General features: G+C 64.1%; 22 protein-coding genes. 14 read left to right on the forward strand and 8 right to left on the reverse strand.

All coding sequences use genetic code 11. The annotated features are described in order from the left end of the window. Positions 1-6: 6 nt before the first annotated feature. Positions 7-1,119 carry an AI-2E family transporter gene (locus HNQ95_RS07500; protein ID WP_182573778.1) on the reverse strand — a complete coding sequence of 371 codons (1,113 nt, stop codon included), beginning with the start codon at positions 1,117-1,119 and terminating at the stop codon, positions 7-9. A 122-nt stretch (positions 1,120-1,241) separates the two neighbouring features. Between HNQ95_RS07500 and HNQ95_RS07505 the strand changes: the two genes are divergently transcribed. Further along, positions 1,242-1,568, forward strand: coding sequence for an ElaB/YgaM/YqjD family protein (locus tag HNQ95_RS07505; protein ID WP_067957331.1), 327 nt, complete (start codon positions 1,242-1,244; stop codon positions 1,566-1,568). Between the two features lie 69 nt (positions 1,569-1,637). Beyond that, positions 1,638-2,090 (forward strand): hypothetical protein, encoded by a 453-nt coding sequence (locus HNQ95_RS07510; protein WP_182573779.1) that lies wholly within the window; start codon positions 1,638-1,640, stop codon positions 2,088-2,090. 12 nt (positions 2,091-2,102) lie between these two features. On the opposite strand, the gene HNQ95_RS34065 is transcribed toward HNQ95_RS07510, so the two are convergent. Beyond that, positions 2,103-3,539 carry a sensor histidine kinase gene (locus tag HNQ95_RS34065; protein WP_312870916.1) on the reverse strand — a complete coding sequence of 479 codons (1,437 nt, stop codon included), beginning with the start codon at positions 3,537-3,539 and terminating at the stop codon, positions 2,103-2,105. A 126-nt stretch (positions 3,540-3,665) separates the two neighbouring features. On the opposite strand from HNQ95_RS34065, the gene HNQ95_RS07520 reads away from it, so the two are divergent. Both HNQ95_RS07520 and HNQ95_RS07525 read left to right on the forward strand, forming a co-directional pair. Further along, on the forward strand, positions 3,666-3,836 hold the full coding sequence (locus tag HNQ95_RS07520) for a hypothetical protein (RefSeq protein WP_169808314.1): 171 nt from the start codon (positions 3,666-3,668) through the stop codon (positions 3,834-3,836). A gap of 211 nt (positions 3,837-4,047) precedes the next feature. Further along, entirely contained in the window at positions 4,048-4,995 is a 948-nt protein-coding gene (locus HNQ95_RS07525; protein WP_182573780.1) for a PRC-barrel domain-containing protein, read from the forward strand. 56 nt (positions 4,996-5,051) lie between these two features. On the opposite strand, the gene HNQ95_RS07530 is transcribed toward HNQ95_RS07525, so the two are convergent. Continuing rightward, entirely contained in the window at positions 5,052-6,608 is a 1,557-nt protein-coding gene (locus tag HNQ95_RS07530; RefSeq protein ID WP_182573781.1) for an alkaline phosphatase family protein, read from the reverse strand. A gap of 231 nt (positions 6,609-6,839) precedes the next feature. Between HNQ95_RS07530 and HNQ95_RS07535 the strand changes: the two genes are divergently transcribed. The 5 genes from HNQ95_RS07535 (at position 6,840) to HNQ95_RS07555 (ending at position 10,410) form a co-directional block, all read left to right on the forward strand. Continuing rightward, positions 6,840-7,772, forward strand: coding sequence for a VOC family protein (locus tag HNQ95_RS07535; protein WP_182573782.1), 933 nt, complete (start codon positions 6,840-6,842; stop codon positions 7,770-7,772). 10 nt (positions 7,773-7,782) lie between these two features. Beyond that, positions 7,783-8,409 (forward strand): alpha/beta hydrolase, encoded by a 627-nt coding sequence (locus HNQ95_RS07540; protein WP_182573783.1) that lies wholly within the window; start codon positions 7,783-7,785, stop codon positions 8,407-8,409. Continuing rightward, on the forward strand, positions 8,406-8,705 hold the full coding sequence (locus HNQ95_RS07545) for a GNAT family N-acetyltransferase (protein ID WP_067957347.1): 300 nt from the start codon (positions 8,406-8,408) through the stop codon (positions 8,703-8,705). Before HNQ95_RS07540 ends, HNQ95_RS07545 begins: the two co-directional genes overlap by 4 nt. Before the next feature lie 337 nt (positions 8,706-9,042). Beyond that, positions 9,043-9,453, forward strand: a complete 411-nt coding sequence (locus HNQ95_RS07550) for a hypothetical protein (protein WP_067957350.1) — start codon at positions 9,043-9,045, stop codon at positions 9,451-9,453. A gap of 183 nt (positions 9,454-9,636) precedes the next feature. Next, positions 9,637-10,410, forward strand: a complete 774-nt coding sequence (locus HNQ95_RS07555) for a glucose 1-dehydrogenase (RefSeq protein ID WP_067957353.1) — start codon at positions 9,637-9,639, stop codon at positions 10,408-10,410. Between the two features lie 2 nt (positions 10,411-10,412). On the opposite strand, the gene HNQ95_RS07560 is transcribed toward HNQ95_RS07555, so the two are convergent. Together HNQ95_RS07560 and HNQ95_RS07565 are read right to left on the reverse strand one after the other, a co-directional pair. Then, entirely contained in the window at positions 10,413-12,497 is a 2,085-nt protein-coding gene (locus tag HNQ95_RS07560; RefSeq protein ID WP_067957355.1) for a PAS domain S-box protein, read from the reverse strand. A 129-nt stretch (positions 12,498-12,626) separates the two neighbouring features. Then, positions 12,627-13,406, reverse strand: coding sequence for a response regulator (locus tag HNQ95_RS07565; RefSeq protein ID WP_154385668.1), 780 nt, complete (start codon positions 13,404-13,406; stop codon positions 12,627-12,629). Positions 13,407-13,605: 199 nt separating this feature from the next. Between HNQ95_RS07565 and HNQ95_RS07570 the strand changes: the two genes are divergently transcribed. Continuing rightward, a complete protein-coding gene (locus HNQ95_RS07570) occupies positions 13,606-14,331 on the forward strand; it encodes a response regulator transcription factor (RefSeq protein ID WP_067957358.1) in 726 nt (241 codons plus the stop codon). A 22-nt stretch (positions 14,332-14,353) separates the two neighbouring features. Here HNQ95_RS07570 and HNQ95_RS07575 read toward each other — a convergent pair whose 3' ends face one another. Beyond that, the gene (locus HNQ95_RS07575) at positions 14,354-14,518 is read right to left on the reverse strand and encodes a hypothetical protein (RefSeq protein WP_182573784.1); all 165 of its coding nucleotides are present in this window, start codon (positions 14,516-14,518) and stop codon (positions 14,354-14,356) included. Positions 14,519-15,277: 759 nt separating this feature from the next. Here HNQ95_RS07575 and HNQ95_RS07580 point away from each other — a divergent pair. Then, positions 15,278-15,739: a L,D-transpeptidase gene (locus HNQ95_RS07580; protein ID WP_067957364.1), complete on the forward strand. Its 462-nt coding sequence runs from the start codon at positions 15,278-15,280 to the stop codon at positions 15,737-15,739. Between the two features lie 38 nt (positions 15,740-15,777). On the opposite strand, the gene fcl is transcribed toward HNQ95_RS07580, so the two are convergent. Further along, positions 15,778-16,722, reverse strand: coding sequence for a GDP-L-fucose synthase (gene fcl, locus HNQ95_RS07585; RefSeq protein ID WP_182573785.1), 945 nt, complete (start codon positions 16,720-16,722; stop codon positions 15,778-15,780). After that, positions 16,715-17,806, reverse strand: a complete 1,092-nt coding sequence (gene gmd, locus HNQ95_RS07590; protein WP_182573786.1) for a GDP-mannose 4,6-dehydratase — start codon at positions 17,804-17,806, stop codon at positions 16,715-16,717. Before gmd ends, fcl begins: the two co-directional genes overlap by 8 nt. A gap of 592 nt (positions 17,807-18,398) precedes the next feature. Between gmd and HNQ95_RS07595 the strand changes: the two genes are divergently transcribed. From HNQ95_RS07595 to HNQ95_RS07605, 3 genes are all read left to right on the forward strand, one after another. After that, positions 18,399-20,240, forward strand: a complete 1,842-nt coding sequence (locus HNQ95_RS07595) for an ABC transporter permease (RefSeq protein ID WP_371746554.1) — start codon at positions 18,399-18,401, stop codon at positions 20,238-20,240. Position 20,241: 1 nt separating this feature from the next. Further along, positions 20,242-21,372 (forward strand): ABC transporter ATP-binding protein, encoded by a 1,131-nt coding sequence (locus tag HNQ95_RS07600; RefSeq protein ID WP_067957374.1) that lies wholly within the window; start codon positions 20,242-20,244, stop codon positions 21,370-21,372. Positions 21,373-21,476: 104 nt separating this feature from the next. Beyond that, a complete protein-coding gene (locus HNQ95_RS07605) occupies positions 21,477-22,604 on the forward strand; it encodes an ABC transporter substrate-binding protein (protein WP_182573787.1) in 1,128 nt (375 codons plus the stop codon). Position 22,605 lies beyond the last annotated feature (1 nt).

Consider the following 22,605-nt stretch of genomic DNA (forward strand, 5'->3'; position numbering starts at 1 on the left):
CTGCGCTTAGCGCCCGTATTGTCGGTCGAGTTCGTCGACGCCCCAGTTCACGCCGGGCAACACATTGCGGATGATGGCGTAGCCGACGAGCAAGGCCGGGATGGCGATGAAGCCGCCTACGGCGCCCCACAGCCAGATCCAGAACGCCAGTGCCAGCAGCACGACGAAGGGATTGAGCGTCATCGTCCTGCCGATGACCAGCGGGGTGACGAACTGGCCCTCGACGGTGTTGACGCCGAGATAAAGGATCACCGGCAGCAGGCTCGCAGCCAGCGTGTCGAACTCGGTCAAGCCGACGGCGAACAGGATCGCCACCATGGCCAGCGGGCCGATGAAGGGGACGAAATTGGTGAGGATGGCGAGCGCGCCCCACAGCGGCGCCGAGGGCACGCCGAGCAGATAGAGGCCGATGCCGACGGTGATGCCCTCGGCGATGTTGATGACGGTGATCGACAGCAGATATTGCGACACCAGTTGCTCGACGTCGCGGAAGATATGGGCGACGCGCCAGCGCAGGCGACGGTTGAAGCAGACCCTGAGGATGGCGATCCTGGTCTGGTCGCGCGTGGCGACGAAGAAATAGAGGCTGGCGAAGAACAGCAGGATCTGGGCGATGACCGCGGGCGCCAGTGTCGCCATCGTCTCCACGCCCATGCCTTCGTCGACCGAGACCGACACGCCTTCGCCGCCGGTGACCTGGCGCAGCTGGTCGCGCATGCTCTTGAAGGTCTCGAGCGGCCCCTTGAGGTCAGCCAGCTGGGTCGCGAGCTGAGACCAGATCTGCGGCAGGCGTTGGAGCCAGAAGCTGAGCGGTGAGCTGACCAGCAGCGCAAAGACGCAGACCGAGACGATGAACAGCAGGACGACGATCGCCGCCGACAGTGCCGGCGGCACCTTGAAGCGTTCAAGCCGCGAGGCAAGCGGACCAAGCATCAGGCCGACGACGACGCCAAGTACGATGGGGGTGAGGATGAACTCGCCGGCATGCAGGGCGAACACCGTGACGACGACGCCGATGAAGATGATCGATACCTGTGCACCGCGCGTGAGAAGAATCTCGAAGTTGGATTTCGGCGGAAGGCGCACGGTCGGCGCCTTCTTGATGGTGCGAGTTGGCATCGAAGATTTTCCAGCTGAATGAGGCTGGCAAAACGTCCGGTGGTCGGCGATGGTTCCTTGGAACGACGGAACCGACAGGCGCATGAGGCGTTTCGACCCCATCGAACGCAAGGAGCAATGACATGGCTGCAGCTGCAGGAAAGGCCGGCAACGGCACTAAGACGACGCCGGACCTCGAGGCCGACATCAAGCAATTGAAGGCCGATATCGAGGCGTTGGCCAAGCAATTGGCGGCGACCGGCGAACATGGCTATGGCGCTGCGCGGCGTGCCGCGGCGCTGGGGGCAGAGCAGATGAAGGCGCAAAGCGACGCAGCCGTCGAAGCGTTGCGCAGCAATGCCCGTGACATCGAAGACCAGATCATGACCACCGTGCGCGAGAAGCCGGTGACGTCGCTTGCCATCGCCGCCGGCGTTGGTTTTCTCGTCGCGCTGCTGGCGCGGCGCTAGCGCGCCGATCGGAGATCAACCGATCTTCGATCGGCGATGCGAAATTTTCAGGCACAAGCCGGGGGACATATGCTGGCATCACTGATTGCGAGTTTCGCGACCGGCGAGACGACTTTGGCACTGAGGCGGACACGTCGCGCGGCGGCTGCCTACCTGGCGGCCGGGATCGCTGGCCTATGCGGCGCGGGCTTTCTCGTCGGCGCCGCCTTCATCTGGGCGGCTGAGAAATATGGTCACCTCGAAGCGGCAATCGGCTTTGGCCTCGGTTTCCTGCTGCTGGCGGGGTTGATCCTGCTCGTGCACAAGCTGATGGCCGGGTCGCGGGCACGCGAAGACGAGCGTCGCCGGCGCGCCGATATCGCGGCGCTGGGTACGACGGCCGTGATGGCAGTGCTGCCGACATTGCTGCGCAGCAAGGGTGGCATCGGCGCGCTGCTGGGACCGGTGGTGGCGCTGGCCGCCTATGCGATCTATCGCGAGAATCGCAAGCCGGACGACGGCGATGGCGTGGCGGGCGAATAGGCCCGCCAGATGTCAGGCTTCGGCCGTTTCACCCAGCGGCATCGAAATGTGGGCACGCACGCCCTCGCTCGGAAATTCGTGCGTCACCTCGCTGGAGATGACTTTTGCCAGGCTGCGGCGGATGAGGATCGAGCCGAAACCGTGATGGCTCGGCGGGACGACCTCCGGTCCGCCGCTTTCAGTCCATTGTAGCTCCAGCCGCTTGTCGCTGGTCACTGTCCACGACACCACAACGCTGCCACCCGGCGCCGACAGCGCGCCATATTTAAGCGCATTGCTGGCCAGCTCGTGCAGGATCAAAGCCAGGCCCAGCGTCTGATCAGGGCTGAGCAGCGCGTCGGGGCCAGAGATTGAAATGCGCGGGGCGTCATCGTCGTCGAAGGGCGAGAGTTCCAGCCGCGCGAGGTCACGGATGCCGATGCCGCGCCATTCATATTCCGACAACAATCCGTGGGCGAGGCCAAGCGCGCGCAGGCGCTGGATGAAGGCGTCGAGGAATTCACGCGGCTCGCGGGCGTGGCGCACCGTCTGGGTGGCCAGCGCTTGCACGGTGGCGAGCGTGTTCTTGACCCGGTGATTGATCTCGCGCAACAGCAGGCGCTGGCGCTCCTCGGCACTGCGGCGCTCCGTGATGTCGTAGTTGACGCCGAAGACCAGCGTCGGACGGCCGTCGGCGTCACGCTCGACGACGCGGCCGCGGGCGGCGAGCCAGCGCGGCGGGTCGAAGCCGCGGATGCGGTATTCGCCGGAATAGTCGTCGCTGCCCTCAAGCGCTTCCTGGAAAATCTTGCGTGTCTTGCCGATGTCGCGACGGTCGATGGAAACGACGATGTCGCGCGCCCGCATTTTTGCAGCCGACGGCATGTTGAAGAGTTCGGGCAGCAGCGTGTCGCATTCGACGATGCCGGTGCGCGGATCCCAGACCCAACTGGCAAGGGCAGCGGCTTCAAGTGCTATCGCGCGGCGGGTTTCGGCATGCACAAGCGCGGCCTCGGCGCGCGCGCCGGCTTGCGAGCGGTCGCGCAGGACGACGAGGCTGCCCGCAAGGGCGGCGACGTCCTGCAACTGCGCCTGCCTGTCCGGATCGGGCGCAGGGCGCCGTTCGTTGTCGAGCACCAGCAGTGCTCCGAAGGTGCGTCCTGACATGACGATCGGCGCGCCGGCATGCAGAAAAAGCGTACGGTTGACTGCTTCGGCAGGGCCGTTTGCGAGGAACCCTTCCGCCAGATCCAGTGCCTCAGTGATCTGAGCGGAGGACAGTCCGACGTCCGCCTGGACAAGCTGTCGTCCGTCCTGGTCGGCGAGGGTGAGCAGTGCTGCCGGTGCCGACATCAGGGCGGCTGCAAGCTTTGCCAGCCGGTCGAAATCAGGATCGCGCTGCGCGCGCCCTTGGGCCTCGTCGGCGCTGTCGTCGGCGTCGTTGCTCGCATTGCTTCTGTCGTCTTGCACTTGGCCATCCCTCTTGGCCTGGGGAAACTAGACGGGTGCGGCACGCTTGAAAAGCCTTGGCCGAAACTTGGGAACCATGCCGTTATGCTGTCGTTAGCCCTCCTGGAACCATTTGGGAGAGCAGCGATGAGCAAGATCATTCCAGCCCGAAAGGCGCGTCAGGGAACGCGCGGCCGTCACGTCCTGCTGGTGCTTCTGGCAGCGCTGATGCTGGCCATGGCGGCATGGGGTGCCGCAGAATTCTATGGCGAGATGATCGATCAAGATGCCAACCAGACGACCACGGCTCCCGGCTAAGTATCTTGGTTTCCATGGAGATTTCGTCTCGCCCGTCCAATTGCGGGCGACGGTTTCGAAGGCTAGGCCGGCCAATCCCGACAGGGGAAAAATTCGGAACCATGGCGGGGTCACGGCGTTGTGAACCCGTAGGAGGCCGCGCCCGACCGTTCCGGCAAAAGACAGGTCAAGGCGCGGCATGCATGAACAACACGCACGAGGAGACTTTAACATGATCCGCAACCTCTTGGCCACGACCGCCATTGCAGCCCTGCTTGCGACGGGCGCCTATGCCCAGGACACCACAGCACCTGCACCGGCTCCGGCAGCCCCTACGGAAGCTGCCCCCGCGACACCTGAGGTGATCCCGCATGCCGAGGGCTTCCTTGCCGCCAACATCATTGGCGAGAAGGTCTATAACGGCACCGCCGACGACGCCGAGAACATCGGCAACGTCAACGACATCGTCCTGACCGCCGACGGCAAGGCCGACCAGTTGGTGATTGGTGTCGGCGGTTTCCTTGGTATCGGCGAAAAGAATGTCGCCGTCAGCTTCGACAAGTTCGACTGGGCCGAGAAGAACGGCGACCGCTGGCTGGTGATGTCGACGACCAAGGAGCAGCTGCAGGCGCTGCCCGATTTCAATCGCCGCGCCTATGATCCGGCTCCCGCAGCCGTAGCGGCGACCGATCCGGCCGCGCCGGCCACCGACCAGACGGCGCAGGCGCCGGCAACGCCCGAGGCGACGCCCCCTGCGACGGAACAGACCGCCCAGGCGCCGGCCGCCACGCCTGATGCGGCGACGGCCGACGACACCAAGACGGCGGCGATCGACAAGTCGACTCTGAAGGAGCTGCCGGCGGCCGATCTGCGCGCCGAAGAGCTGATGGGCACCACCGTCTATGGTGCTGACGATGCCAATATCGGCGAGATCGGCGATATCCTGATGACCGCCGACGGCAAGATCGATGCCTATGTCATCGACGTTGGCGGCTTCCTTGGCGTCGGTGAAAAGAAGGTCGCGGTCGGCAGCGACAACCTTGCCTTCATGGTCGATGCCGACGGCAAGAAATATCTCTACACCACCTTCACCAAGGAGCAGCTCGAAGGCCATCCCGTTTATGACGCGGGCAGCTGGGCCGAAAAGCGCGACGAGCAGCGCCTGATCATCGTTCAGTAGTTGCGGCGTACCTGAGAGGAGGGGCCCGCGCTTCGGCGCGGGCCTTTTCGTTGAGGTTATGGCAAGCGCAGGAAATGGCCTGTCGGGCCATTCTCGGCCAGCTCCGATAGCGCCAGTGACTGGTCGAGATGCTTGGCGCGCCAGGCCAGCAGCCTTTCGGCAAATTCCAACCGCACGGCCAGCCACTCCGGATCATTGGCGAGGTTGCGTGTTTCGCCGGGGTCATTGGCGAGGTCGTAGAGCAAAGGCGGCAGGCCGCCGCCGAAATGCACGTATTTGACCGTTTCGGTGCGGATGACCGACAGGTTGAGCTGTCGCGAACCGGTGCCGAAATAGGCTTCCGTGGTTCCGTTGGCGACCGAGCGGAAATCGTATTCCCAATGGGCGGCGTCGCGCCAGTCGGCGGGCTCGTCGCCATCGAGGAAGGGTTTCAGCGATTGGCCGTCGAGATGCGGCTGCGCCGCTCCGCCGACCAGCTCAAGCAAGGTCGGCATGATGTCGACGGCAGCGGTGAAGCGGTCGACGGTGCTACCGGCCGCCCGCTCATGACCGGGTGCCTTGACGATGAGCGGGATGTGGTAGGAGCCGTCGAACCAGCCGCCCTTGCCGAGCATGTGGTGTTCACCCATCATTTCGGCGTGGTCGGAGGTCAGGATGACGATGGTGTTGTCCCAGTCGCCCTTGTCGCGGATGCCTTGCCAGATGCGCCCAAGCTGGGAATCGACCTCCGAGATCATGCCGTAATAGAGCGCGCGGATCTTGCGGAATTCGTCCTCGCTCCAGTCGCCGACCTTGCCGGGGGCGCCGGGGATGAAGCTCGACTTACCCTGGTGATGCTCGAGGTGGTAGGCGAGGAAGGGGTGGCTTGCCTTCTCCGCTTCGAAGCTCGGCGCCCTGTTGTAGGCCGGGCCTTCCGCCGGATCGTACATGGTGTTGAACGGCTCTGGCACGATGAAGGGCGGATGCGGGCTGAGGAAGGAGACATGGGCGAACCAGGGCTCGCCCTTGTCCTGTTCGCCGAGCCAGCGCAGGAACTCGCCGGTGAGGAAAGCGGCCGGCGTTTCGTCTTTCGAATAAATGGGAACCGCGTTGCTGACCTCGAGCGCATCGGCATTGGACGGCCGGTGGACATCGGGGAAGCCGGCGCTGGAATCGATGCCGCGCTGGGTGAGCCAGGAAAGCCAGCCCTTCTGGTGCTCGGGCAGAAGCTGGCGCGTGGTGAAGCCGGGCAGGACACCTTCATAGCTGCGCAGGAACGGGTCGCCCGGCGCGCGGTTGCGCGGGTCGGGCGAGACGTCGGTGTAGCCGAACAGGGTCGGGTCGTAGCCGACGCGGCGCGCGGCACGGGCGATGTTGTCGTGGCGATCGTCGAGCGGCGTGCCATTGCGGCAGACGCGGTTGTTCATCTGGTAGAGGCCGGTGTAGAGGCAGGCGCGCGCCGGCGAACAGGGGGCCGCACCGGCATAGTGGCGGGAAAACAGCACGCCCTCGCGCGCCAAAGCGTCCGAATTTGGCGTCTTCACCACGGGATGACCGACAGCCGACAGGCTGTCGCCGCGCCACTGGTCGCAAGTGATGAGAAGAATGTTCTGCCGTCTGCCGGTGCCTGCCAAGCTCGCCCCCTGGAACTGAAATCGCGGGCCAAGGAAGCCGGATTCACCGCCATGCGCAAGCGTCCTCTCTGCCGCAGCGGGCATACCAGAAAGTGTGAACGAGCTCGCCTTCATTGTTCACTTTTTGAATACTGACCATTCTGTGACCGGCCACTATGACGCGACAATCGATGCGCCCATATTCGGCCCAACAGAGCGGCAGGGGCCGCGGCAAGCGAAAGGAGCAAGACGATGCTCAACCAGATCAAGGGCCTGCACCACGTTACCTCGATGGCTGGGGATGCGGCTGAAAACAACCGGTTCTTCACCCACAAGCTCGGCCTGCGCCGGGTCAAGAAGACAGTCAATTTCGACGCGCCCGACGTCTACCACCTCTATTATGCCGATGAGCTGGGCACGCCCGGTTCTGTCATGACCTATTTTCCGTTCCCGAACATCGGCAAGGGCCGTCCCGGGGTCGGCGAGGTCGGCACCACTGTGTTCTCCGTTCCCGAGGGTACGCTGCCCTTCTGGGAGAAGCGCTTCACCGAGCAGGACGTCAGCGGACTCGCGCGTGACGAGCAGTTCGGCGAGAAGCGCCTGAGCTTCGCCGGTCCCGATGGCGACGGTTTCGCGCTTGTCGAGGCCAAGGGCGACAGCCGTGCGCCCTGGATCAAGGGCGGCGTCGGCAATGACGAGGCGATCCGTGGCTTCCACTCGGCTTCGCTCAGGCTGCGCGATGGCGGGGCGACCGAAGAGCTTTTGAAGTTCATGGGCTATGAGACGGTCGACACGTCAGGCAACATCAAGCGGATGGCGTTGAAGGACGGCAATGGCGCCGACGTCATCGACATCGAGACGTTGCCGGGTGCGTCCTTCGCCGGTCTCGGTGCGGGATCAGTGCACCACATCGCCTTTGCTGTCGAGAATCGGGCCAAGCAGCTCGAGGTGCGCAAGGCGCTGATGGAGACGGGCTACCAGGTGACGCCGGTGATCGACCGCGATTATTTCTGGGCGATCTACTTCCGCACCCCCGGTGGCGTGCTGTTCGAGATCGCGACCAACGAACCCGGCTTCGACCGCGACGAGGACACCGCCCATCTCGGCGAGGCTTTGAAGCTGCCGTCGCAGCACGCGCATCTCAGGGATTATCTGGAAAACAACCTGCAGCCGCTGGGCGACTGAGGAGGGACCGATGAGCAAGGACGCTTACATCCACAAGGTGCTGCCGGGGGAACCCGGCGGACCGCTGGTCTTTGCCTTCCACGGCACCGGCGGCGACGAGAACCAGTTGCTTGGCTTTGCCCGTGAGCTGGTGCCGGGGGCGACCATCGTGTCGCCGCGCGGCGACGTCTCCGAAATGGGTGCGGCGCGCTTCTTCCGCCGCACCGGCGAGGGCCTCTACGACATGGAGGATCTCGCCAGGGCGACCGGCAAGATGGCCGAATTCGTCAAGACGCATGTCGCGGCAGTGGAGCCGTCGCAGGTGCTGGCGCTCGGCTATTCAAATGGCGCCAACATCCTGGCCTCGGTGCTGTTTGCCGAGCCCGATTTGTTCGATGCTGTCGCACTGATGCACCCGCTGATCCCGTTTGCGCCTGACGTGAAGGGCAGCCTCAGCGGCCGGCATGTGTTGATCACGGCGGGGCGGCGCGATCCGATCTGTCCGCCTGACCTGACGAGCCGGCTCGACGCCTGTTTGCGGCAAGCCGGCGCCGATATCAGTCTCGAATGGCATGACGGCGGCCACGAGGTGCGGCCCAACGAAATCGAAGCGGTGAAAAGCCTTTTCGCCGGCGTGACAAAAGGAGCGGCAGCATGACTGAAGAACTGGCGGCGATCGAGCGCGAGGACCGCGGCAGCAAGGGACGTTATGTCATACGCGGTGCCGGCGGCGCCGATGCGGAGATGACCTACAGCAATGTCAGCGAGACGCTGTTCATCATCGACCACACCGAGGTGCCCGATGCGTTCCGCGGCCAGGGCGCCGGCCTGAGGCTGGTGACGCGGGCGGTCGAGGACGCGCGCGCGGCGGGCAAGAAGATCATCCCGCTCTGCCCGTTTGCGGCGGCGCAATTCCGCCGTCACCCCGAATGGGCCGACGTGCTCAACAGCTGACATTGAGAGTTGTTGTCTGGCGTCGGCCAGGCAGCAGCATAGCGATCGCGAAAGGCCGGTGCAGGCGACTGCATCGGCCTTTCGTTTCTTTTCGAATGTGCCTGAATTTCAGGCAGGCTGTTACAAAGGCGATTCTGTCTGTTTCTCGAAATGGTACAGCCTCCAGGTGGAAATGACTGAAATGGCGACTGTTTGTGACCGATTAGACAGAAATGCTGACTGTTTGTGATGTTTATCGGTTGTTGCATTAGGCGTCACTGATCAGCATCGCTGTGTTACAAAGCGCGATTACATTCACATTAACAGGGGAATGAAATTTAACGAAAAGAGCTGCCCAATGTCCGGTTCCACCCAGCTTGCCGAGTTCGACCACAAGTTCCAGCCGCGTTCACACATCTATCGCCGCCCGCGCCTTGCCATCCGCCAGCGTGCCAACGAGCACCCGATGGCAATGTTTTCGATTTTCGTATTTGCCTCGCTGGCGTCGATGGCCCTGGCGCCGACCAGTGGTCCGGCCTTTGCCTCGATGGGCACGCGGCTCGGTGCGTTCGAGGGCGCGCACACGACCGCCAAGACAGACCGGCTGCCGCTGTCCGAGACCGATATCGCCTGCCGCGGGCAGGCCTGGGGCGCCGAAAGCAAGATCTGCGTCGAGACCATCGCCAAGGAAACCGGCATGCGCGAAGCCCGTAAGGTCAGGCTGATCGCCAGTGCCGAGCCGGTCCGCACCACGCCCAACATCTTCTAGCGCTCTCCGAGCGCTGCCACCTATCCCCGCGCCTGCACAGATATCCTCCAGCGCGTACCTCCCCCGCGGCCTCGGCTGCGGGGGCTTTTTTTGTTCCGGTGTCGGCCGGCCTTAGTCTCTCGGGACGATGCAGCAACGACCGTCGTCGCGCGACCGTCGTACCCTCAAGCGAGGGGAGCAGCGATGGGCCGCGTCGAAGGAAAAGTTGCGATCGTCACCGGAGCGGCGTCAGGCATGGGCGAGGCGAGCGCCAGGCTGCTGGCCCGCCAGGGTGCCGCCGTCGTCGTCAGCGACCTGCAGGCCGACAAGGGCCGCCAGGTCGCCGAGGCGATCAGGATCGCCGGTGGACGCAGCCTCTATGCCGAACATGACGTAACCTCGGAAGCAGGCTGGCAAGAGGTGATGGCAAGGACGCTCGAAGCATTCGGCGGGCTCCACATCCTGGTCAACAATGCCGGTGTCGGCGCGCCCTTCGGCAGCGTCGAGGACCTCAGCCTCGACGACTGGCGCCAGGTGATGGCCGTCAACATGGAGGGCGTGTTCCTCGGCACCAAATATGGCATCGAGGCGATGCGAAGGACCGCCAAGGGCGGGTCGATCGTCAATTTTTCGTCGACCATGGGCCTTGTTGGAAGCCCGTCGACGGCTGCCTATGTCGCGAGCAAAGGTGGGGTGAAGCTGTTCACAAAGTCGGCCGCCTTGCACTGCGCCAAGCAGCGCTACGGCATCCGTGTCAACTCGATCTGTCCCGGCTGGATCCGCACGCCGATGTCGTCGGGCGCGCTGGACAAGCTGGCTGCGAGCGGCGAAGGCAACAAGGCGGTCGAGCTGACGCCGCTCGGTCGGGTCGGCGAACCCGAGGACGTCGCCTACGGCGTGCTCTATCTCGCTTCGGACGAATCGGGCTTCGTGACCGGTACCGAACTGGTCATCGACGGCGGCTACACGGCGCAGTGAGCTCAGGCTCCGTCGGCGACCTGTTCGCTGACGGCGCTGAGTGCGCTGCGAACGTCGAAAGTGCTGAACGGCTTTTCCAGAATATGCGGCTTGAGGTTGGGCGGCAGCTGCTCAAGCTCGGCTTTGGCGCCGATCAGGTCGCCGGTGACGAGCACGAAGCGTGGCGCCATCTCGGGCTGTGTCGCGACGATGTCGCGGAAGATGGTGATGCCGCTGCGGTCGGGCATGCGCAAATCGGAAAAGATGATGTCGGGCTGATCGGCGAGCGCCTCCGAGACCGAGTCCCAGGTCGAAACGATGCGCGACTTGACGCCCATCAGTTCGAGAATGTCGGCCAGCGAAGCGGCAACGTCGGGCTCGTCGTCGATGATGACGGCATGGCGCAGCCCGCTCGACTTCGGCGTCGCTTCGAGCATCGTGCCGTGGCCGTCGCCCATCGGCGGCAGTTCGACGACGAAGCGGGCACCCGTCGGCATCACCGGCTCGAACCAGACCTTGCCGTTGTGGCGGTCGACGATGGCCTTCGAGATGGACAGGCCGATGCCGGTGCCGACGCCGACCGGCTTGGTGGTGAAATAGGACTCGAAGATGCGGTCGCGGATCGCCTCTGATATGCCGGGGCCGGTGTCCTCGACCGAGAAGCCGGCGCTGCCGTCGGCATTGCGGAACGTCCTGACGCGAATGATGCGGTCGCCGGGTGCCGCGGCCAGCGCATGTTGGCTGTTGACCAGGAAGTTGGCGGCCACCTGGGTCATGTGGTCGGCGTCGGCCATGACGCTCAGCGTGCCCGGCACCAACTCGGTGGCGATGCTGATGCCGCTGGAACGCGCGCCATAGGCGGTGACTTCGAGGGCGGCGCGGATGACCTGGTTGAGGTCGGTCTCGGCGCGTGAGGTCGGGTGCAGACGGACCATGCCGAGGAAGCTCTTGACGATGCGGCCGCAGCGTTCCGCGGCCGCCCGCACTTTCTCGGCGCGGACCTTGGTCTGAGGGTCGTTGGCAAATTCATGCAGCAGCGTCGATTGCGCCACCACCACGGCGAGCGGATTGTTGAGCTCGTGCGAGACGCCGGCGAGCAGCGAGCCCATTGCCGCCATCTTTTCGTTCTGATGCAGCTTTTCGCGCTGGCGGTTGATTTCTTCCTCGGCGCGGTGCTTTTCCCTGAGGTCGCGGATCGAGCCGAGCACGAGGCGACGGTCGGCGAGCCGCATCTCGTTGGCGGTGAGCTCGATCGGAATGATCTCGCCCGACGCGTTCTGGGTCACGGTCTCGAGCCGGTGGCCGACCATCGGCGAGCCACGCCCGGCCAAATATTCGGCACCGTTGTTGTAGCCCTTGCGGTAGTAGGTGGGGATCACCGTGTCGAGCAGGTCCTTGCCCAGGATTTCGTCGCGGGTCCAGCCGAACATCTTCTCGGCCGCCGGGTTGAACTCGATGATCGAGCCGGTCTCGTCGACCACCATGATGGCGTCGAGCGAGGCCTGCAGCATCGTCCGGCGGATGATCTCACTGACATGATACTCCGACAGCGAACGCTCGATGGCATCGCCAAGGGCGGCCGCGATGATCTCGAGTGCTGCGATTTCGTCGTCGTTCCAGTGGCGCTCGACGATGCAGTCATTGACGGCGAGCGTGCCCCAGAGATGGCCATGCGCCGACACCGACACCGACAGGAACGACTTGATGTGCTGCTTTTCGAAGTCATTGCGCAGGAAGCCGCTGAGGTCGCGGGTCAGGCCGGTGAAGATCTTGCCTTGGCGGCCTTCCTCGGCGAGGCGTTCAAGCAGCGGGTCGGAATCGACAAGCGTCTGGTTGATCGTCGTCGGCGGCGCAGCGACGGCGTCGATCTTCGGGTCGACCCAGAATGCGGCGATCGACTGCGCGAAGCCCTGGCCGGGCACGTCGCGCAGCCGGAACAGGATGGTGCGATGACCGCCGAAACCTGTAGCGAGACTGCGCAGGATCGTGTCGATCTCGATCTGCCAATCCTGGGCTGCGCGCAGCCGGCGCACGATCTGCCCGGCCACGATGGTGGGGCTCGGCGTGCCCGACGGGTTGTCGGTGCGGGAGACGGTCAACAATGTCATCGCGGTTCCTGGCGGGGCCCGGAGGCTTTGGTGCGCCATGCGTCCAATAGGACGCACAAAGTACGCTCCAGTTTCATAATCTGCGCATCGTGCTTTCCGAAAATCGACTGCGATTATCGGGTCGATGCGCTAGTAGCCTTCGCTGCCGGGCAAGGAGAAGATGTAGCCTTCGCCACGCACGGTGCGCAGAAATTTCGGGTTCGCCGGATCGTCTTCGATTTTCTTCCTCAGGCGCATGATGCGAATGTCTACGGCGCGTGAGGATTCGGGGTCTTCGGCAAAGCCGATGGCCTCGGAAATCGTGGTTCGGCTGAGCAGCCGGTTGGGCCGCGTCAGGAAAACCTCGAGCATGTCGAATTCGCTCTTGGCGAGATCGATGATGGCGCCACTGCTGCCGGTGACGAGGCGACCGTCGAGGTCGGCCTGGAACGGCCCGAAGGCGATGGTGCGGCGCGGCGGCTGGGCGGCCAGCAGCGACTGCCGGTAACTCTCGGGCTGCGGCACGCGCCGGATGACCGAGCGCACGCGGGCCAGAAGTTCGCGCAGTTCGTAGGGCTTGACCATATAGTCGTCGGCGCCGATCTCGAGGCCGACGATGCGGTCGAGAGCCGTGCCTGCGGCGGTGGCGTAGATGATGCCGATCGGCATTTTCGCTCTGAGCCAGCGGCCGAGCGACAGCCCGTCTTCGCCGGGCATGGCGATATCCAGGATGGCAAGCTGGAATTGTTCGGTTTCGATGATGCTGCGCAGGGCAGCGGCACTCTCGACAGCAGTCACGTCGAAGCCGTTCGCGCCGAGATATTCGGCGACGGCATCCCTCAGGTCGGGCTCATCTTCGACGATGACAATCCGAGCGCGCAGTTTAGTCTCGCCTCCGCTACCGGCGGAAAGTAGATTGGGTATAAACATGATGTCCAGCGATCATTTCAGGTGGGCAGTTGCCAATGGCTTCCTGCCTCGTTAGGGGCGATTTTGGGCTAGGGGCGAGGCGACTGGGGACCCATCCCCGGCCGAGCGCATCCCTGGGCATTTTTTTGCCACGGCAGGCGCCGCGCAGTCCGCGCCGGCAGGCCATGGTCGCACTGAGGCTGACGATGCGGGGTGGAACGTGGCTGGAAGATCGGTCGTAGCGCTTATCGCCATTGCGGAGGTGATTGCCTCCGACCTGACCGATCATCTCGAACGGCGCGGCCATGACGTGCGTTGTGCCAAGCGGCTGTGGGAGGCCGAGCCGCTTTTGTCGGCGAAGGGGATCGATGTCGTCGTTGTCGGCGACGGCGTGACCCCGGCCGAGGGGCGTGACCTGCTGCGCCGTTTCGGCGGCGAGGGCGGTCCCGACTTCGTGCTGATCTGCCGACCCGGTGAACTGGTCGACAAGGTGCTGGCGCTCGAACTTGGCGCCGCCGATGTCGTGGAGAGCCCTCTCGTGGTGAGGGAGCTCGCCGCGCGCATCGGCGGCCTCCTCACGCGCCGGGGACGCGGCACGCAGGAATTGGTGGTGCTGGAGAATTCGACGGTCGACCTGCGCTCCGCACTCGTCATGCACAGCACCGGCGAGGAAGAGCAGCTGTCGCCCGGCCAGATCGCGCTGCTCAAGCTGTTCCTGTCGCAACCAAGGCGCGTGCTGACCCGCGACGACATCATGGCGGCGGCGCCGGCTGAAAGTGCCGATGCCTTCGACCGCTCGATCGACTCGCGCATCGTGCGCCTGCGCCGCAAGCTCGACACCGAAAGCATCACGACCATCCGGGGTTCGGGCTATCGTTTCGACCCCCCGACAAGGACGGCCGGCCAGGAGGCCGGCACAACCACTCCAACCGAAAACCCGAACTGATGACGCCGAGTTGACCAAAATGTCAGCTTGCCGGAGCAACGACCGCCGGCGCGGCCATCTCGACAATCGCCGTCTCTTCGGCATGGGCCCTGTCCTTGAGGAGCACGCTCGCTACGCCCGCGAAGCCAAGCAGCCCCTGGGCATAGAGCAGTGCCGAAAGCACCGATGCTACGAACTGTCTCTTCATTGCAGTGGCCCCGTTTTCCGTTTCAGGGGTTCAATCAAAAAAGGCTACCGAGATACCCGCGCCGCCTGACCTGCCGTGGACGGCGCGGGTATCCTGTCCTCGCTGCGAATGACGCGCGAGGGTCTGCTCACCCAGGCCAGGCACCCACGCCCATGGACCCGGCCGATGTGCAGAGTTGCGACGAACAAGGCTGCTGCGAAGAATATGGCTGCGGAGGCCACCGGCGCCATGTCCTGCACCGGTGGCAATTCAGCTGCCATAGCGTTGCCCGGACTGGCCAGAAAGCCGATTCCTGACAGAATCGCCGTAGCGACGCCCACCCGCAGGAACCATTTCGCAGCCAGCCGTTTCGCGCCCATCCAACCTTCGCAACGTTCGTTTCGTCGTGGCTGAATGTGCCGGCCGGCTGTATCGGGAAGATGCCGCCGGATGGCCTTTAGTGCTTCCGAATGTTTCAAGGACGTTGCCGGGCCAGCCGGCGCTTGCCTTGCGCTTTCAGCGGCATACCCCGACGTCATATCAAATGAATCATAAGCGGCGGCGGCCTGCGAGCGCTGCTTCAGCCCAGTTTGCGTCGCCGCGCGGCTGTTGCAAACCTAGGGACGTCAATGACTGCGAAACCAAACTTGGCAATTTGGAAACGAATATGAAACGTAAAGAATATCTAAACGAAATATGTCTGAAACACGGCTCTGGCAAAAGACGTCCATTCCGAAAATGCATTTTTACTGCCGGCGCGGCCGGCTCAAGGGGGACGTCATGAATTCCGAACTGAAGAAGCGCATCATCAACATGGCCGCCATCGCAATGACCGGCGCTGCACTGCTGCTGGCTGCCGGCCAGGGCAGCGCCTTTGCCGCGAGCAAGATCGTGGCGCGGGTGTCGATCAGCCAGCAGCGCATGCATGTCATCATCGATGGTCGATCGGCCTTCATCTGGAAAGTGTCGACTGCGGGCCGCGGCTATGTCACGCCGAAGGGCTCCTACAAGCCGACGCGCATGCACGAGATGTGGTATTCGAAGAAGTACGACAATGCGCCGATGCCGCATTCGGTGTTCTTCAATGGCGGCTACGCCGTGCATGCGACCAACCACATCAGCCGCCTCGGCCGCCCGGCCTCGCATGGCTGCGTGCGCCTGCACCCCGACAATGCGGCCGACTTCTACGAGCTGGTCCAGGCCTATGGCCCGTCCAACACCAGCATCCAGATCGTCAACTAGGCATTCGGGCCAGCCCGGGCGGGCGCGACCCGTCTCGGCTAAAGCGCGTTGTTGACAAACCAGTCGTAGGTCGAGCGGATGCCGCTTTCGAGTTCGATGCGCGGGCGCCAGCCGAGATGGGCGAGCTTGTCGCCGCTCATCAGCTTGCGCGGCGTGCCATCCGGCTTTGACGTGTCGAGGGCGATGCGGCCCTCGAAGCCGACGACACGCGCCACGGTCTCGGCCAGTTCGAGGATCGTTACGTCGGTGCCGGAGCCGACATTGACGTGCTGGTCGCCGGAATAGGACTTGAGCAGGAACACCATGGCGTCGGCGGCGTCGTCGACATGGAGGAACTCGCGCCGCGGCGTGCCGCTGCCCCAGATCGTCAGTTCGGCCGCACCAGACAACTTGGCCTCATGCGCCTTGCGGATCAGCGCCGGAAGGACGTGGCTGGACGTGAGATCGAAATTGTCGCCCGGGCCGTAGAGGTTGGTCGGCATCGCCGAGATGAAGTCGGCCCCATGCTGCTTGCGATAGGCTTCAGCAAGCTTGAGGCCGGCGATCTTGGCGATGGCGTACCACTCGTTGGTGGGTTCGAGCGCGCCGGTGAGCAGCGAATCCTCCGCGATCGGCTGCGTCGCGAATTTCGGATAGATGCAGCTCGAACCGAGGAACAAAAGCTTTTCCACGCCGATCTTGTGCGCGGCATGGATGACGTTGGTTTCGATCGCCATGTTCTCGTAGAGAAACGCGGCGGGATAGGTGGCGTTGGCGAGGATGCCGCCGACCTTGGCGGCAGCGAGCAGCACCGCTTGTGGGCGGGTCTCGCCCAGCCAGGCCTCGACCTCGGCCTGCCGGGTCAGGTCGACGGTGTCGCGCCCGGCGGTGATGACTTCGCAGCCTTCCCGTGCGAGGCGGCGCACAAGCGCTGAGCCGACCATGCCGCGGTGTCCGGCGACCCAGACGCGCTTGCCGGCGAGCGGATAGAGGATGTCAGCCATTGCTGCGCTCACCGGTTTTTGCCAGCGCGCGACGATCTTCTCGAACCATCTCGGCCACCAGCTGGTCGAAGGTGGTGTTGTGGTGCCAGCCAAGCGCCTGCCGTGCCTTGGAGGCGTCGCCGAGCAGATAGTCGACTTCGGTCGGGCGGAAGTAGCGCGGGTCGATCTCGACGAGAACGCGGCCGGTGGCGCTGTCCATGCCGGTTTCGCCGACACCCTCGCCGCGCCATTCGATGCTGGTGCCGATCTCGGCGAAGGCCTTTTCGACAAAGGTGCGGATCTTGTGGGCTTCGCCGGTGGCGAGCACATAGTCGTCGGGCTTGTCCTGTTGCAGCATCATCCACATGCCGAGCGCGTAGTCGCGGGCATGGCCCCAGTCGCGCCGGGCGTCGAGATTGCCGAGATAAAGCCGGTCCTGGATGCCGGCCTCGATCGCCGCCACGGCGCGGCTGATCTTGCGGGTGACGAAGGTTTCGCCGCGCAGCGGGCTTTCATGGTTGAACAGGATGCCGTTGGAGGCGTGGATGCCATAGGCTTCGCGGTAGTTGGCGACGATCCAGTAGGCGTAGAGCTTGGCGGCGGCGTAGGGCGAGCGCGGGGCGAAACCCGAAGTCTCGTTCTGCGGCGCCGGGATGTTGCCATAGAGCTCGGAGGTCGAGGCCTGGTAGAAGCGCGTCTTGCCGACGAGACCGAGCAGGCGGATGGCTTCCAGCAGCCTGAGCGGCCCGAGCGCATCGGAGTTGGCGGTGTATTCGGGCGTCTCGAAGCTGACCTGGACGTGCGACTGGGCGCCGAGATTGTAGATCTCGTCCGGTCGCGTTTCCTGCACGATGCGGATCAGGTTGGTGGCGTCGGTGAGGTCGCCATGATGCAGGATCAGCCTGGGGTCGGCGACATGCGGGTCTTCGTAAAGATGCTCGATGCGGCCGGTGTTGAAGGACGACGAGCGGCGCTTGATGCCGTGGACGACATAACCCTTCGATATCAGGATCTCGGCGAGATAGGCGCCGTCCTGTCCGGTTACACCGGTGATCAGCGCCACCTTGCCGTTCTTTGCCGGCGCTGATTTCTGCTCGTTCGACATTCCGTTTCCTTGCCCGATTCCTGCGGTTCCTGCGTGCGGCGCACCCTAGAGATGTTGAGTGCACTGCGAAAGAGGCGGCGTTGGGGTCATGCGCCGAGTGCGCTTTCCCGGGCATTTCTCCATGTTTTGCCACAGCAACATTTTGTGCATTGCACGGCAGTGCATATTTGCGGCATGCAAGGGTTGTCCAATCGAGGTTGATGAAGCCAGCATGGGCAAAATTTGGCCATTTCAGACAAAATCATATGTTTTGCACGCCTGTGCAAATTTTTGCAGAATCTGGATTGACATGAACGTACCGTCGATGGAATGAATATGCCAACAGGCACGGGAATGTGCCGCACCGCCGGGAGGCGGCGGTGGTGTCGGAAGCAGGACGGGTGAGGTGTGTCCGGGCGGCTCAAGCTGCGGGGCGCAAGGTCCGCTTCGAGGCGCCCAACGGAGGAGAATTCATGCTCATGCCATCGCATGCAAGCCATGCAGTGCATCTGCGCCGGGTCGTCCCCGGTGACGTGTGCAGCAGCCATGACGGAATCTGCCGGCGGGGCGTGACCTCGTGAGCGGCCAATCGCAGAGTTCTGTCCAGACGGTGGTGAAGCCGGCGACCGTAACCCACGGGACTGTGGCTACCCTGAAGTCGCCGACCCGCTCACAGCGCCTGCGCTACCGGACCAAGGTGGCGCTGCGCGAGCCGACGACGATCATCGGCGTGCTCGCCGCGGCACTGTTTGCCTATCTCATCGTGGTGCCGATCATCTCGATGCTGTCGGATGCGATGCGGGTGCAGTTCGGCGACGAACGCCGCATCAAGCAGGATGTCGGCGAACTGACCTGGTACTACATCGACCGCGTCTTTCTCTCGCGCATCTCGCACGACCTGTTCTGGGAGCCGCTGGTCAACACGCTGAGCGTGGCGGCCGGCGCTATCACGCTGTCGATGCTTGTCGGCGGCACGCTTGCCTGGCTGCTCAGCCGCACCGACATGTTCGGCCGCCGCTGGTTCGCCACCGCCCTCATCGTGCCCTACATGCTACCGGCCTGGACCTTCGCACTGGCCTGGACGACCCTGTTCAAGAACCGAACCGTCGGCGGACAGCCCGGCTGGCTGGAATCGATCGGTTTTTCGCCGCCCGACTGGCTGTCCTACGGCCAGTTGCCGGTGACAATCATCCTGGCGCTGCACTACTCGCCCTTCGTCATCCTTTTGTTCGGCAACGCGCTGCGCCGCTTCGACTCGCAACTCGAGGACTCGGCCCGGATTCTAGGCGCCGGCAGGCTGACGGTGGCCCGCAAGATCATCATGCCGCTGATGCGCCCATCGCTGATGTCGGCGATGGTGCTGATCTTCGCCAAATGCCTCGGCGAGTTCGGTGTGCCCTACGTGCTCGGCCTGCCGGTCAATTTCGACGTCCTGGCGACCTCGCTCTACCAGAACATCTCGTCGCGCCAGGTCGGCGTGGGAGCGGTGCTGGCAGGCGCCATCATGCTGATCGGCATCATCACCATCACCATCGATGCCCGGCTGATGCGCGAGGCGCGCCGCTTCGTCACCATCGGCTCGAAAGGCTCGATGAACCGGCTGAGCCCGCTCGGCATCCTCAGGCTGCCGGCGACCGGCTTTGCCGCGCTGATGTTCCTGCTCAGCGTCGGCCTGCCCATCGGCACGCTGTTCCTGTCGACTGTTATGCGGGTGCCCGGCCAGTTCAACCTCGACAATTTCACGCTCGACTACTGGATCGGCACCAACCTCAACACGGTGGCGCTGCAGACCGGCATCCTGCTCAGCCCGGATCTTTGGAACGCAGCCTGGAACAGCTTGCGCATCGTCGGTGTCGCCTCGATCACCTCAGGTATCCTCGGGCTGCTGGTCGGTTATGTGGTGGCGCGTACTCCGGTGAAGCCGCTCGGCACCTTCCTGCGCCAGGTGACGTTCCTGCCTTATCTGGTGCCCGGCATCGCCTTTGCAGCTGCCTATCTGTCGCTGTTTGCCGTGCCGCGCGGGCCGATCCCGGCACTCTACGGCACGACGCTGATCCTGATGCTGGCGCTGATCGCCGACCAGATGCCCTATGCCTCGCGCGCCGGCATCGCCGCCATGACACAGCTCGGAAAGGATCCGGAAGAGGCGGCTCAGATCGCCGGCGCCGGCTGGTTCCGCCGCATGATCTCGATCGTCATCCCGATTCAGAAGGGGTCGCTGACGACGGGCATCCTGTTGCCCTTCATCTCGGGCATCAAGGGCCTCAGCCTGTTCGTCGTGCTGGCGGTTCCTTCGACCGACGTGCTGACCACCTATTCGCTCCGGCTCGTCGACTACCACTACACGCAGGCCGCCAACGCCGTCGTGCTGATCATCGCCGGCCTCGCCTATTTCGGCGCGCTGCTCGGCCAGAAGCTGACCAAGACCAATCTCGCGCAAGGACTGGGGAACTGACATGCCGAAGATCAACCTGAGCGGCGTCGAGAAGAACTACGGCGGCAACTCGGCCAACGCAGTGGCCGATCTCGATCTCGAAATCGGCGATGGCGAGTTCATGTGCCTGTTGGGCCCATCCGGCTGCGGCAAGACCACGACATTGCGCATGATCGCCGGGCTGGAGCATCTGACGGCGGGCGAGATCCGCGTCGGCCAGCGTGTCGTCGATTCGGTCGTCGATGGCGTGTTCGTGCCGCCGGAAAAGCGCGAGATGGGGTTGGTGTTCCAGAGCTACGCGCTGTGGCCGCATCTGACCATCGAGCGCAACACCGACTTCGGCCTGCGCCTGCGCAAAATGCCCAAGGCCGAGCGCGAGCAGCGCGTCGACCAGGTGATGAAGACGCTTGGCATCGAGAAGTATCGAGATCGCTATCCCTCGCAACTGTCTGGCGGCCAGCAGCAGCGCGTGGCGCTGGCCCGCATGCTGGCGGTCAATCCGGAGGTGCTCTTGCTCGACGAGCCGCTGTCCAACCTTGATGCCGCTCTTCGTCTTGAGATGCGGGCCGAGCTCAAGCGGCTGCACCGCGAGTTCAAGACCACCATCGTGTTTGTCACCCACGACCAGTGGGAGGCAATGACGCTGGCCACCACCATCGCGGTGATGAGCGAGGGTGAGTTGCAGCAGGTCGGGACGCCCAACGACATCTACGAGCGGCCGGCCAACCGCTTCGTGGCGCAGTTCGTCGGCAATCCGCCGATCAACATCGTCGAGCTGGGTGATGGAAAATCGGAGGTGTCGCAGCTCGCCAATGCCTATCTCGGCGCACGTTTCGCTGAGTTGCGCGACGCGGGCTCGATCGGCATCCGACCGGAGGCGATCCGGCTGGCTGATGCCGAGCGCGGCGTGGCCGACGGCGCCGTTGCCGGCCAGGCCGAGGTGACCGGCATCCTGCCCACCGGCGGCAGCTGGATCATCGAGCTCACCGCTGGCGGCGAGAAGCTGTTCATGACCACGCACCAGTCGCCGGAGGTCGAGGTCGGCGAGGCCGTGACCTGGTGGGCCAAATCAAAGGCGCTGCATGTCTTCGACAAGGCAGGCCAGCGCATGGAAGTGGCCGACAGGCTGATGCGGCCGGCGAAGCTGCATTGAGGAGAATTCCCTTCGGGCGGTGGAGGACTGCCCCGGGGCGAAGCAAGCAGGACCATCGGGAACGACACGGCCGGCATGGCGCCGGCCTGACAAGGGAGGAGAGAATGAGCAGGGATTTCAGTGTGAAACGGCTCCTGGCGGCGACGGCACTGGCTGCCGCTGTCGGATCGTTTGCCGGCGCGACACAGGCCGAGGAATTCGACCTCAACGCGCTGGTCGAGGCGGCGAAGAAGGAACCGCCGATCAATGTCTATTCGAGCACCGGCAAGATCGTGAAGCAGGCCGAGGCCTTCACCAAGAAGTACGGCGTGCAGGCGACCGGCACCAAGGCCAATGCCGCGGCGCAGCTGGAAATGGTGATCCGCGAGGGCCAGGCCAAGAACGTGCAGGGCGACGTCATCCAGATCAGCGACGTGCCCGCCGGCGTGGCGCAGCTGGTGCCGCAGGGCTTCGTCGAGAGCTGGCTGCCGCCGGATCTCGCCGCCAAGATCCCGGCGCAGTACCAGAACCCGCTGACCGTCTCCAACGAGGCCAACGTCTTTGCCTACAACACCCAGCTCAACGAAAGCTGCCCGGTCAAGAATATCTGGGAGCTGACGGAGGCCAAGTGGAAAGGCAAACTCGCCATGCAGGACCCGCTCAACAAGGCGTCCTATGTCGACTGGTTCAACCAGATGGCGACCAACGCCGATGACAAGGTGGCTGCCGCCTACAAGGAGTATTACGGCAAGGATCTCGAAGCGGGTGAGGACGGCGCTACCGGCGCCTGGGTCAAGGCGCTCGCCGCCAACGGCCCGTTGCTCACCGATGCCGACGAGGCAGCTGCCCAGGCGGTCGGCGCTCCCGACCAGAAGGAGCAGTTCATCGGCCTGATCAGCTCGGCCAAGTTCCGTAACAACCAGGACGTCGGCTCCAAGCTTGGCCTGTGCAAGGATTTGAAGCCCTTTGCCGGTTGGATGTATCCGAGCCTCGGCTTCATCGCCAAGGGCACCGACAGCCCGAACGCATCCAGGCTGTTCATCCACTATCTGATGACCGAGGAGGGCATCGCCCCGCAGGCGGCCGACGGCAAGATGTCGACCAACAGCGACGCCAAGCTGACCGACGACGAACCCTCTGGCATCGGCAAGGTGCTGGACCAGATCTTCCCCTACGACTCGGCGTCGGCCCAGAGTGACTGGGACGCGCGCCAGGATTGGCAGGACCTCTGGCGCATCAACTACAAGAAATAGC

The sequence above is a fragment of the Aminobacter ciceronei genome (genome assembly GCF_014138625.1).
In the GTDB taxonomy this organism is placed as follows: domain Bacteria; phylum Pseudomonadota; class Alphaproteobacteria; order Rhizobiales; family Rhizobiaceae; genus Aminobacter; species Aminobacter ciceronei.